This window comes from Mesorhizobium sp. P2_A8, from assembly GCF_056404935.1.
Genome location: NZ_JBFUDB010000005.1, coordinates 1 through 13,118 on the forward strand (window position 1 = coordinate 1; position 13,118 = coordinate 13,118).

10 protein-coding genes are annotated in these 13,118 nt (G+C 63.0%); all 10 read left to right on the forward strand.

Features of this window, described 5'->3' with window-relative positions; all coding sequences use genetic code 11:
* On the forward strand, window positions 1-1,438 hold a 1,438-nt coding region (locus tag AC1D10_RS15305; protein WP_477273126.1), incomplete at its 5' end, for a beta strand repeat-containing protein.
* 189 nt (window positions 1,439-1,627) lie between these two features.
* Window positions 1,628-3,928 carry a peptidase domain-containing ABC transporter gene (locus AC1D10_RS15310; protein ID WP_477273128.1) on the forward strand — a complete coding sequence of 767 codons (2,301 nt, stop codon included), beginning with the start codon at window positions 1,628-1,630 and terminating at the stop codon, window positions 3,926-3,928.
* Between the two features lie 20 nt (window positions 3,929-3,948).
* A complete protein-coding gene (locus tag AC1D10_RS15315) occupies window positions 3,949-5,355 on the forward strand; it encodes an HlyD family type I secretion periplasmic adaptor subunit (protein ID WP_477273130.1) in 1,407 nt (468 codons plus the stop codon).
* Window positions 5,356-5,402: 47 nt separating this feature from the next.
* Entirely contained in the window at window positions 5,403-7,136 is a 1,734-nt protein-coding gene (locus AC1D10_RS15320) for a tetratricopeptide repeat protein (RefSeq protein WP_477273132.1), read from the forward strand.
* Window positions 7,137-7,409: 273 nt separating this feature from the next.
* On the forward strand, window positions 7,410-8,030 hold the full coding sequence (locus AC1D10_RS15325) for a cupin domain-containing protein (RefSeq protein ID WP_477273134.1): 621 nt from the start codon (window positions 7,410-7,412) through the stop codon (window positions 8,028-8,030).
* A 178-nt stretch (window positions 8,031-8,208) separates the two neighbouring features.
* Window positions 8,209-9,090, forward strand: coding sequence for a substrate-binding periplasmic protein (locus AC1D10_RS15330; protein ID WP_477273136.1), 882 nt, complete (start codon window positions 8,209-8,211; stop codon window positions 9,088-9,090).
* Window positions 9,091-9,207: 117 nt separating this feature from the next.
* On the forward strand, window positions 9,208-10,047 hold the full coding sequence (locus AC1D10_RS15335; protein ID WP_477273138.1) for an amino acid ABC transporter ATP-binding protein: 840 nt from the start codon (window positions 9,208-9,210) through the stop codon (window positions 10,045-10,047).
* Window positions 10,044-10,721: an amino acid ABC transporter permease gene (locus AC1D10_RS15340; RefSeq protein ID WP_477273140.1), complete on the forward strand. Its 678-nt coding sequence runs from the start codon at window positions 10,044-10,046 to the stop codon at window positions 10,719-10,721. Before AC1D10_RS15335 ends, AC1D10_RS15340 begins: the two co-directional genes overlap by 4 nt.
* The gene (locus AC1D10_RS15345) at window positions 10,718-11,395 is read left to right on the forward strand and encodes an amino acid ABC transporter permease (protein ID WP_477273142.1); all 678 of its coding nucleotides are present in this window, start codon (window positions 10,718-10,720) and stop codon (window positions 11,393-11,395) included. The genes AC1D10_RS15340 and AC1D10_RS15345 overlap by 4 nt, the downstream gene beginning before the upstream one ends.
* Before the next feature lie 63 nt (window positions 11,396-11,458).
* Window positions 11,459-12,781, forward strand: coding sequence for an NAD(P)/FAD-dependent oxidoreductase (locus tag AC1D10_RS15350; RefSeq protein WP_477273144.1), 1,323 nt, complete (start codon window positions 11,459-11,461; stop codon window positions 12,779-12,781).
* The last annotated feature ends 337 nt before the right edge of the window (window positions 12,782-13,118 follow it).

Below are 13,118 nucleotides of genomic sequence, written 5' to 3' on the forward strand. Positions count from 1 at the left end.
ACAGGCCAGACTGGTGCGACCGGCTCGAACAGGCCAGACTGGTGCGACCGGCTCGACCGGAGCGACAGGAGAGACAGGAGCGACAGGTGAGACCGGAGCAACCGGACAGACCGGAGCGACAGGCCAGACTGGTGCGACCGGCCAGACCGGAGCGACAGGCSAGACTGGWGCRACCGGCCAGACCGGAGCGACAGGCCAGACTGGTGCGACCGGCCAGACCGGAGCAACCGGCCAGACCGGAGCGACAGGCCAGACCGGAGCGACAGGCCAGACTGGTGCGACCGGCTCGACCGGAGCAACTGGCCAGACTGGTGCGACTGGTGCGACTGGCGAGACTGGTGCGACCGGCCAGACCGGAGCAACTGGGTCGACCGGAGCAACCGGCCAGACCGGGGCAACCGGCCAGACCGGAGCGACCGGCCAGACCGGAGCAACCGGCGAGACTGGTGCGACTGGCGATACCGGAGCAACTGGCTCGACCGGAGCAACTGGCGAGACCGGAGCAACCGGCCAGACCGGGGCAACCGGCCAGACTGGCGAGACTGGTGCGACCGGCCAGACCGGAGCGACCGGTGCGACAGGCTCGACCGGAGCCACAGGTGCAACTGGCGATACGGGAGCAACCGGTTCGACCGGAGCAACCGGCCAGACTGGTGCGACCGGCGATACTGGTGCCACCGGAGCGACTGGCTCGACCGGAGCGACCGGCGATACCGGTGCGACTGGCGATACCGGAGCCACAGGTGCAACTGGCGATACGGGAGCAACCGGAGCAACCGGCTCGACCGGCGATACCGGAGCGACCGGCGATACCGGGGCCACAGGTGCAACTGGCGATACGGGAGCAACCGGCTCAACCGGGGCAACTGGCGATACCGGAGCGACCGGCGATACCGGGGCCACAGGTGCAACTGGCGATACGGGAGCAACCGGCTCAACCGGGGCAACTGGCTCGACCGGAGCAACCGGCTCGACAGGCGCAACGGGCTCGACAGGTGCGACAGGAGCTACCGGCTCGGACAGTGGGACCGGTGACCGCGACCATGGCAACAACGGCTTTGGCAATGGAGATCAGGATGCACCTGGTGGTTCCGGGAACAATAACAATGCCGAAAACGGCCCTGGTCACAAAGCCAACGTCACGGCCAATACGCTCGGACTCAAGGACTCCAAGCAGTTCCTGCAATCCGGCCCGACCAGTAGCGACACTCACGGCCATGCCTCGTTCCAGCAGCTCGTCGGCCTGGCTGGAGGTTCGGTGACGACCGATCTCTTGAACGTTCTCACCACGATCAAGGGCTTTGGTCAGAACCAGCACAAGACATCCGGCGCAACGTCCGACTTGACTTCGGACAAGGGCAAGCAAGGTGCCGGATACGCCAGCACCGACGACACGCTGAAGAAGGCAATGAAGGATATTCTGAAGCCGAATGACTGAGTGCAGGTTGAATAAAGAACGCGCGGACCTTGCGGGAACGCAAGGCCCGCGCGTTCACTATTTCCAGGCGGGCAAAGGGCTCGTACGGCCGGCCTGTTCGGAATATAGTGGGTTTTGCCGGAAGTCCCGGCTGGGACGGCTTGCGCGGCGAATACTTGAACCCTTGCTTGTGGGCCGGAGGGCAAGTGCATGGTGAACGTACCTCTGAACGCTGAAGCCGGGCCAATCCCGATCCGCGCAGACGTGGACGCGACTGGCAAGGTTGGCGGCGAGAGCGAGGCGGGGAGGATTCCCGGCGGACCCGCCGAGTTCGACCGGATCGCGCCGCGCCTCAAGGCGATGCTACGGGTGGCGCGCTATCATGGCGTCGAACTCGACCCGAACGAGTTCAGGGTGGCGAGCGCCAGCCCAATTCCAAACGCGGCTGATCTCTCGCAATGGGCCCAGAACGGCGGCATGTGGTCGCGCGCTCTTCGCATCCGCTGGTCGCATCTCCTGCGCTTCGAGCACACGGGGCCGGTCGTCCTGCTGTTCAATGACGGTGGCGCAGGTCTCCTCACCGGGGCCAGCCCGGAGCGGAATGTCGTCTTCCTCAAAAGCGCGGACGCGCCCGACGACGCCGAGCCCATCGCCATCGACGAGTTGAGGTTGTCGCAGGTGTGGGCGGGTGAGGCGGTGCTGTTGCGTCCGGCGCGATCCTACATCGCGGCCGATGCGCCTTTCACCCTCCGCTGGTTGATCGACCTGGTACGGTTCGAAAGCCGTTCCATGCGTGACATCGGCATCGCCTCGTTCACTCTCAGCATCCTTACCGTTCTGCCGCCTCTTATCGTCATGACGCTGGTCAACAAGGTGCTGCAGTTCAACAGCGTTTCGACCCTCGTGCTGTTGTCAGCCATAATTGCCGTCTTGTTCGTTTACGAGACGCTGCTCGGTCACGCCCGACGGCTGATCATCAACGTCGTCGGCGCCCGGTTGGACACCAAACTGAACTTGCATGTCTTCAGCAGGCTCCTGCGTCTGCCGCTCGACTATTTCGAGCGTCATCCGGCCGGCGAGACGATGTACCACCTCGCACAGATCTATCGCATCCGCGAGTTCCTGACCGGAAAACTCCTCTCCACGTTCCTGGATCTGATCACGCTCTGCGTGCTGATCCCGGTAATGTTCTACATCAACGCGACGCTCGGCTGGATGGTGCTTGCCTGTGCCGGCCTGATCATGTTGATCATCTTCGCCTATCTCGCGCCACTGCGCCGCAGGTACCAGCAGGTGGTCGACGCGGAGACCTGGAAGGCGGCGGCGCTCGGCGAAACCGTCGTCGGTATCAAGACGGTGAAGGCGCTCGGTCTCGAACCGCAACGCAAGGCGCTTTGGGACGAGCGGGTGGCGGATGCGGGCAGGGCGCGCCTTGCCTTCGGGCAGCTCGCCAACTGGCCGCAGACGCTTGTCACGCCGATCGAGCGTGCGATGGTCCTCGGCACGATGCTGATCGGAGCTTATCTCGCGATGAGCGACACGTCCGGCTACATGGTCGGCAGCCTGTTCGCATTCATGATGATCGCCCAACGCGTCGCGCAACCTCTCGTCGGCCTTGCGCGACTGGTCGAGGACTTCGAAGAGGTCGGCGCGGCAATCAGCGAAGCAGGATCCGTCCTCAACCGACCGCTGGAAAGCAGTTCGAATTCCACCGGCCTGAGGCCGAAGCTCGTCGGCGAGATCAGTTTCCGTGACCTGACCTTCACCTACATCGGCACCAAGACGCCTGCGCTTGACCGGGTCAGCTTCGACATTCCGGCAGGGACGATGTTCGGTATCGTCGGGCGCAGCGGATCAGGAAAATCGACAATTGCGCGGCTGCTGCAGGGGATCAATCGCGATTACAGCGGTTTTCTCAAATTGGACGGCGTCGACCTCAAGGAAATCAACCTGCGTCACCTTCGCCAGGGGCTCGGCGTGGTCCTCCAGGACAATTTCCTTTTCCGCGGGTCGATTCGTGACAACATCATCGCCGGGCGCCCCGGCTTGACTCTGTCCGACGCCATGCGAGCCGCTCACCTTGCCGGCGCCGAAGAATTCATCGAACGCATGCCGAACGGTTATGACACCTATATTGAGGAAGGATCGCCCAACCTGTCGGGGGGCCAAAAGCAACGGCTGGCGATCGCGCGCGCGCTCATCCACGATCCAACGGTCATGATCCTCGACGAGGCGACCAGCGCGCTTGACCCGGAGAGCGAGGCGGTGGTCAGCGCCAATCTCATGCGCATCGCCAAGGGGCGCACGATGATCATTGTTTCGCACCGGCTTTCCTCGCTCACCGAGTGCGACCAGATCCTGGTCATGGATCAGGGCAAGGTCCTTGATGTCGCGCCGCATGTAACCCTGCTCGAACGATGCGCGCTTTACCGCCAGCTTTGGTTGCAGCAGAACCGGCATCTCGACAGCCGTCACGGTCGTCTGGCGGCTGTGCCGCCGCGACTTGTTTGAGCATCGGCTTCGGGGCGCCCATGACCATTATCACCCATTCCAGCCTTCCCGCCCGACGGCGCCGGACAGAACCGAGCGATCCGACGATGCCCGTCATCCTGGAATTCCAGTGGCCGTCGACGGCTATCGCCAATGCGCCCGTTCCGCGGATGGCGCGCGGCATCGTCTGGATCATCACGAGCATGGTCGTCGCCCTGATAACACTTGCAGGGCTAATACCGGTTGATCAGGTCGTCACCACAAGAGGGCTCGTGGTCTCGCAAACGCCAAACATCGTGGTGCAGCCGCTCGAGACAGCGATCGTCCGCTCGATCGAGGTGCGCGAAGGACAGCGCGTGCGAGCCGGTCAGACGCTTGCTCGCCTCGATGCGACTTTCGCCTCGGCTGACCTCACTGCGCTGGCGACCCAGGTTTCGACGCTTGAAGCCGAAGTGGCGCGGTTGAAAGCAGAGGCCGACGGCAGACCCTTCAACTATGATGGCCTGGACCCGAGTTGGACCCTGCAGGCGTCGATCTTCGATCGCCGCAAAGCCGTCTACGACGCCAAGCTGGCGAGTTTTGACCGGCAGAGCGACGAACTCAGTTCGGTGATCTCGCGTTCCCAGTCCGATGCCGACGGCTACCGCCAGCGGCTGGCCGTCGCGGGCTCGATTGAACAGATGCGCAAGCAACTGGAAGCAAGACAGGTGGGGAGCCGCCTGAACACGCTCCTGGCCGAGGACAACTCGGCGGAAATGTCCCGAGCGCTCGGCAACGCCGAGCAGACATCGGAAGCCGCCAAGCGGCAGCAGGCGACGGTGGCCGCCGACCGCGATGGCTACATCCAGAGCTGGCGCGCGGAAGTCTCGCAGGGCCTGTCGGAGGCGGGCTCGCGTATGTCCGACGCCCGTGAGCTTCTCAACAAGGCGAAGCTGCGTAAACAGTTGGTCGAGCTGAAAAGCGAGGCAGACGCCATCGTTCAGTCGGTAGCGAAGGTCTCCGTCGGCTCGATACTGCAGTCCGGCGACCGATTGATCACACTGGTGCCGGACGACGCGGTGCTTGAGATCGAGACGAACATTGTCGGTCGGAGCAGTGGGTTCGTCCACGTCGGCGATCCGGTGGCCATCAAGTTCGACACCTTTCCATATTCGCAGTATGGCATCGCTCATGGGACTGTGCGCGCGGTCAGCCCGGATTCCTTCTCGGCGCGGGAACAAGCGCGCGACCCGAACAGCTCGTTGGCCATGCTGCCCCCGGACGCTGACCTGTTCTATCGCACGCAGATTTCCATCGATGAAATCGCCCTCCATGGCGTGCCCGCCAGTTTCACGATCAGCCCTGGCATGCCGGTGACCGCTGACGTCAAGGTCGGCCGCCGCACCGTGCTCAAGTACATTCTCGGCGCCATGCTCCCGGTAGGCCAGGAAGCGATGAGGGAGCCATAGGCTTGGGCAACCGTGCGCGACAAACGGAGGTATGAGTTCTCGCATCGATGGCAATCCTTGACCGGCTGACCGCCCTTGCCTCTCCAGCGCTGGCATTGCGCCGGGCGAACCAGCTTTCTGACAGTGGCAAGCCTTCAGAAGCCTTTCCGCTCATGGCAATTGCGGCACGCGCCGGGATCGCCGAGGCCGAATACCGGGTGGCTCGTTGCTATCTCGAGGGTTTGGGTGTGCCGCCAAGCCGGTCGGAAGGCGCGCGTTGGCTGCGGCGAGCGGCCGATCATGGCAACCCCGAGGCCCAGTCGCTTCTCGCCGCGCTTTACGTGGCTGGACTGGTGGCGCAGGAGCCCGACGGCAATCGCATCGGATCGGAAAGCTTGTTCGAACGGGATTCCTCGCGGGAACCGGAATTCGCGGCAGCGCTCGGTCTGGCGAAAAAAGCAGCCGAAGCCGGCTCCGCGACCGGGCAGGCAATCCTCGCCTATATCCTTAGCAGAGGCCCCGAAGCGCTGCGCGACCTCGATGCGGCGCATGGTTGGTATGAGAAGTCTGCGGCGGCCGGCTGCCCTGAGGGATGCCTGGGCCTTGCTCTTTCCCTCGCCCAGCGCAGGCAACCTGCGCAGACGGTCAAGGTTGCCACTGAGATTCGACGCGCTGCCGACGCCGGCCTGCCGACCGCAATCTACCTCCTTGGGGTCCTGACCGAGCATGGGCGCGGCGTGCCGGTTGATCGGGCGGCAGCCGCGCGACTGTATCAGCTTGCCGCGGAGAAAGGCCTTCCCTCGGCCCAGTTCCGGTTGGGATTGGGGCTCATCGATGGTGGCCTTGCAGATCAAGATATCGCAGCCGGCGAGGCGTGGATGCGGCGCGCCGCATTGGCAGGAAATATCGAGGCAGCCTATCGTCTCGGCGATCGGCATGTGAAGAGTTCGCAGCCGGACTATGCGGAGGCCGCAACGTGGTATCGGCGGGCGGCCGATGCAGGCCATCAGGCCTCCGCCCGTGCCTTGGCATCGCTCTATCTCTCGGGAAATGGTGTCGCCCAGGACGTCGAAGAGGGAGCGCGCTGGCTGCGCACTGCCGCAAATGGCGGAAATCAGGAAGCGCAGGTCGACTTTGCCAATCTGGTCCTCGGAGGAGCAGGCGAGCCGGACGACCGTACCAGCATTGCCGGATGGTTCGAGGCGACGGCCTCATCGGGCGATCTGATTGCAGCGTTCAACCTCGGGCTCTGTTTTGCCCAGGGTGTCGGCGTGCGAAAGGACGAGGAGCAGGCGGCGCAATGGGTGAGGCGCGCGGCCGAAGGCGTGGTCGAGGCGCAATATGCGTACGCGCGAATGCTTCAGGATGGGCGCGGCGTGGCTGCCGACCAGAAGCAGGCCCGTTTCTGGTTTGAGCGGGCGGCCGACGCTGGCATGGTCGACGCGCAAGTGGCGCTTGCCGAAATGCTCCTCAACGGGCGCGGCGGCGCATGCTTGCCCGTGGCTGCCGCGCAGTTGTTCAAACGGGCAGCCGCGGCCGGCCACGCCGGGGCTATGTTTGCGATCGGCGCGCAGTTCGGGAGCGGCCAGGGTCTGTCGCTCGACCCGGCGGCAGCGCAGAAATGGTTCACCGCCGCCGCCGAGCGGGGACATGGCCATGCCCAACTCATGCTCGGGCGCTATCTCTCCAATGGCCTTGCCGGGGAACAGAACCCGGTAGCGGGTCGCCTTTGGCTGGAGCGAGCGGCTGCACAGGGTATTCAGGAAGCCGCCGACGAACTCTCCGAGTTCGCCTCGGGTTGAGGCCGGCCCTGCTGCTGGTTGTCCAGGCTCCACTGTGGTGGCCCAACCGGTTCCGCTTGTCGGGCAGCATGCTATGGGGTATTCATTAAAGTGAAAATTGCGTCAACTTACTAGCCGAGGCGGCCTGCGATGGGTCGTTTGGAGCGGCTTGTTTTCGTCCGCAACACTCAACCGAGATCTGTCGAATTGGCTGGGGTGACGCTGGCTGCGAATCGCCGAAAAAGGGTTCAATCAATGAAGGCCAATAGCCGGGGCGCAAAGCAGAGCAGGGCCATGACCGACCAATCCGCGACCATAGCCGAGGCTGTCTCGACCAATGCCGTCTCTCTGGGCGAGCGGGTTCGCAGCCTCAGGATTGCAAGCAACCTCACGATTGCGGAACTTGCCGAGCGGGCCGGTTTGTCATCAGGCATAATCAGTCAGATCGAGCGGGGCCGATCCAATCCGTCAATCCGCACGCTGCAGAGCCTGCGCGCGGCGCTTGGCATGAACTTGTGGGAATTCCTGCAGTCGTCCGATCTCCCTGCGGCGAGCAGTGCCGAACGGGAAATTCCGGACTTCATTTGCCGCAAATCTCAGCGCCAGACGCTGATTGTGGGACAAACCAAGCTGGTCAAGGAGTTACTGTCACCGCGCAATGATCAGAATTTGCGCTTCATGATCGTAACGCTGCCACCGGGCAGCGAGAGCGAGGATGTCCTCCAGAGCCAGGGCCAAAAGGGTGGCTATATGCTCTCGGGGCGCGCTCGTCTGCAGGTCGGCGACAGGTCCGGCGACCTGGAAGAAGGCGACAGCTTTCAGTTCCCCGCCGACATTCCCCACAAGATCGTGAACCCGTACGGCGAACCCGCTCGTGTGGTGTGGATCATGAGCATCATGGATGCGCATCTCTGAAAAAGGCGTGCTCCTTCCGAGGCGCCTCTGCGAATCGAGCCGTTGCGTGCTTCTTCATTTTGTGCAATAAAATGAATACAACAATAATTTAATGAACAAGAGGGTTAGAATGCACAAGATCGGGACACAACTATCTCGGCGCTGTCTGCTTCAGCGGACCGCCATCGTGGGAGTGGGCATGATGGCCGCGCCTCTGCTCGGCCGGGCCGCCCTGGCGGCTGCCTCCAAGTTCAAGACGGTCGAAGACGGCGTCATTACCATCGCCATGAGCGGTGCCATGCCGATGACGGGCTATGAGGACGGGAAGATCATGGGTAGCGACGCCCAGATGATCGCCGCCATCGCCAACAAGCTTGGCCTCGGCGTGAAGCCGGCGATCATGCAGTGGTCCGCCACAATCGAGGCGATCCGGAGCGGCCGGGCCGACGTCATGGTCGGCAATATGTCATGGACGCCGAAGCGGGCGGACGCCATGCTGCTGACCGACGCAATCTATTATGCCGGTAACCTCGCAACCATGCGGCAGGATATGCCTTTCAAGGACTCGATCGGCATCGAGGACTTCAAGGGCTACAGCCTGGGCACCAGTGTCGGTTACAATTTCGTCCCCGATCTCAAGAAAATCCCCGACGCCAAGGAAGTGAAGCTCTATGACACCGACGACGCGGCGATCCGCGACGTGCAGGCGGGTCGGCTTGACTTCGCGTTCCTCGACGGTCCCGAGGTCGATTACATGGTGCTGAAAAATCCCGACCTCAAGCTGAAGCAGGTCCCGCTCCGGTCGACCGAAGGTTATCCGCTCCTGACCGACAAGGGCATCGCCGTGATGGGAATGAGTCTGGAAAACCCGGACCTGCTAGATGCTTTCAACGCCGGCATCAAGTGGCTCTGGTCGTCAAAGACCAATGCCGATATCCTTGCCAAGAACGGCATGACGAGCCCGGACTACCTCGTGGCGCCGGCTAAAAATCCCCGCGTTGGGGTGGACCGGGATGGCGGCGGCAATATCCTCGGACCAGCGGCGCATACGCCGAAAGACTTCACTTCACTGTTTGCGTGAGCTCGGTTGCCGGCGCCGGAGGGCCAGGTGAGCCCGCCGGCGTATCCACATCGATAGGCAACGGACGGCGCAGAAACCCGATATGCGCCAGTGCGGCCGAAGACGGAATTTGCGCTGATGCACGACCCAGTCCAGTCGATAGAAACCAACAATGCCGCAACGGACGGGGCTGCGGCGGATCAACCGATCGTCCGGATCCGAGGCCTTCGCAAGAGCTATAGCAGCCTCGATGTCCTGAAGGGGATCGATCTTGACGTGCGCCGCGGCGAAAAGGTCTCGATCATCGGGCCGAGCGGTTCCGGCAAAACGACGCTGCTTCGCTGTATCAACAGAATTGAGAAGCCGAGTGGGGGCCATGTCTACGTGGACGGCCAGCTCATTGGCGAGAAGCTCGTCGGCGACCGCTATATCGACATGGAAGACCGTGAGCTTGCTCGTCTCCGAGCGGGCATGGGGATGGTGTTTCAGCGCTTCAATCTGTTCCCGCATCTGACCGCGCTGCAGAACATCACGATCGGGCCGATGAAAGTCCTCAGGATGCCGGCAACGGAGGCGGAGGCAGCAGCCCTTGCGCTGCTGGAAAAGGTTGGGCTCGCGAACAAGCGGGACGCCTACCCGGAAATGCTGTCTGGCGGCCAGCAGCAGCGCGTCGCGATAGCCCGCGCACTGGCGATGCGCCCCAAGGTCATGCTTTTCGACGAGGCCACTTCGGCGCTCGACCCGGAACTCGTCGGTGAAGTGTTGAGCGTCATGAAGCAGCTTGCTTCGGAAGGCATGACCATGATCATCGTCACCCACGAGATGAAGTTTTCCGAAGAGATCTCGGACCGCGTGATCTTCATGGACCACGGTGCGGTGGTTGAGCAGGGATCGCCGGGGGAGATTTTCCGAACGCCCTCGCATCTGCGGACCCAGACTTTTCTGCGCGCAGTGCTAGGCCGGCAGGCATATCAATGACGGCGGCGGACTGGCCGGCCTGGATCACGCATCTGCCCCATTTCTTGGATGCGCTGCTGAGCGGGGCGGTCATAACTGTCATCGTGACGGTCGGCGGGTTCGTCGGGTCGGTTGTCTTGGGCATCCTGTTCGGCGCATTCTCGACGTCGCAGTCGTTGCTGCTGCGCACCATCGCCCATATTTACGTCGAGATATTCCGCGGTCTGCCTCTGCTCACAGTGCTCTTCATCATCTTCTTCGGCCTTGCGACCATCGGGATCCGGCTCGACCCCATCTCCGCGGCGATCACCGGCTTCAGCATAAATGGCGGCGCTTACCTTTCGGAAGTATTCCGCGCCGGCATCCAATCAATCCACAAAGGACAATCCGAGGCGGCGCTGTCCATCGGCATGACCCGGATGGTGGCATTCCGCTACATCATCCTCCCGCAATCGATCCGCGTCGTCCTGCCACCACTCGCCAATTTCGCGATCGGTCTTCTCAAGGATACCTCGCTGGCCTCGGCGGTGGCCGCGCCCGAGATGATGTTCAACGCCGGCAGGCTGGTATCCGAGACATTCTTTGCCACCGAGATCTACCTGCTGGTGGCGGCACTTTATCTCTGCATGAGCCTGCCGCTGTCATTGGCAACGCGGCTACTCGAGCGCCGCATGGCACGGGCGCACGCACAATGACCCTGGTCGAAGCCGAAACCCTCGCAACTGAGTGGATGCCTCAGCTCCTCGTGGCCGCCGGTTACACCTTGAAGATGGCAGCGGCAGCCTACATTCTCGGTGCTGTCGCGGGTTTGTTCCTGGCGCTCGCCAGACGATCTGAGCGGCGGATCGTCTCGATCCCGGCCTTGGTCTACATCGAGTTCGTTCGCGCAACGCCGACCCTGACACAGATCTTTCTGATCTATTTCAGCCTGGCGCTCGTCGGGATCGTGCTTCCGGCTTTCGAAGCCGCGGTGATAGCCCTCGGCCTTCACTATGCCGCTTACATGGCCGAGACCTACCGCGCGGGAATAGAGGCCATCCACCGCGGGCAGCACGAAGCCGCGCAGGCCATCGGCATGACCCGCGGGGAGACGATGCGCTACATCATCCTGCCCCAGTCCTGGCGGATCATTCTTCCGCCAATGGGCAACTCCGCCATATCGCTGCTGAAAGACACGTCGGTCGCCTCCCTGATCTCGGCGCCCGAGCTGATGCTGCGGGCCCATGACCTGACGAGCGAGTACTACATGCCGATGGAGCTCTATCTCACCGTCGGCGCCATGTACCTGATCATGACCTACCCGCTTTCGCTCCTGGTTCGTCGTCTGGAGCGGATGGCGGCGAAGGATCACAGGGCGTCGGGAAACTGACGCGTGCAGACACGATCCGACCGACGGGCTGCCAATCACACAGACGAGTAACGGCTACCGCACATGTCTCCAACAGTCCTGCGCATTTCGTGTGATGAGGTCTTGCCTGCCGCCATGGACGTCGTCGTGATCGGCGGCGGCATCGTCGGTTCGGCGGCCGCCTATTTTCTGGCCAAGCGCGGGATCTCGGTTGTGCTGGTGGAGAAGGGCTATATCGGTGCCGAGCAGTCGTCGCGGAACTGGGGCTGGTGTCGCCAGCAGAATCGCGATGAACGTGAGCTGCCTCTGGCCGGCTATGCCCTGCAACTCTGGAACCAGCTGCAGCAGGAGACCGGCCGCGATCTCGGTTTCCGACGGTGCGGGCTGACCTATGTGACCAACGACCCGCGGCAACTGGCGGACTGGGAGCGGTGGCGCGAGACCGCCCGCAGATTCGACGTCAATACACGGATGCTGAGTGCTACCGAGGCAACCGCCGCGACGGCGGGAACCGGTCGAAACTGGCTGGGCGGCGTGCACTCGATCGACGACGGCAAGGCCGAACCGGCGCTCGCCGCGCCCACTCTGGCGGAGGCTGCCCGCAGCCATGGTGCGAAAATCATCCAGCAATGCGCAGCCCGCGGGCTCGATGTCAGCAACGGTCAGGTGACGGGGGTGGTCACGGAGCGAGGCCTGATCAAGGCCGGTGCGGTGCTCTGCGCCGGTGGCGCCTGGGCTTCCACATTTTGCCGCCAGCAAGGCATTGCTTTCCCGCAGGCAAGCGTGCGTCAGAGCATTCTGCGAACGAAACCGGGGCCGCAGCTGCCGGAAGCGATCTATACCCCGGATTGCGCTCTCACCCGGCATCTCGATGGCGGCTACACCGTCGCGATCAGTGGGAAGGCAACCCTCGAGATCACACCGCAAGGCCTGCGCTACGCGCGCTCATTTCTGCCGATGTTCAAGCAGCGCCTGAAGTCCATCGAGATCGGCATCGGGCGCTCGTTCCTTACCGGGCCAGAGGCGCTCGCTAGCTGGCGGCTCGACGAGGTCTCACCTTTCGAGCGCATTCGCGTCCTCGATCCGGCACCCAACCCGCGCACGATCTCGAGGATTCTGGCCAGAGCCAGAGCCCTCTATCCCGGCCTTGCCAATGTCGAGATGGCCGAAAGCTGGGGCGCCTATGTCGACTGCACGCCAGATGCTGTGCCCGTCATCTCTCCAGTCGCCGCGCTGAAGGGGTTCTTTTTGGCGGCGGGGTTCAGCGGTCATGGATTCGGGATCGGACCAGCATCGGGGCGGTTGGCGGCCGACCTAATCGCCAACGACACACCCGTCGTCGATCCTGGTCCATATCGTCTGTCGCGGCTGTTGGACGGCTCCAAGGTCGAGGTTGGCGGCATCTGATGTCTGGAGTGCCCACTTCCACAGTCAGTTGGCGAATCATTCCGTATTGGAACGTACCCATTGCAGGACAGCGACCGGTCGAAAACAGGCGCCGACGAAGCCCCTAGCCCAGAAGTGGCCCGCAATGGGTCAATAGGCTTGGCACCGCAATTGCATTGAAACGTGTGGGGTGGGGTAAGAACCCGTCGCTTCGCAAATGGGGCGGCGGGCTTTCGATCAGTGAGCGATTTGGTTGGAGCGGCCCGGCACCCCTTGTTGGGATGGGCTAGGACGCCGGGCCTGACCGATGGGATGCTTGTGAGGACATGCCGCCGGCTGGAGAATTTATGCGCCTCTG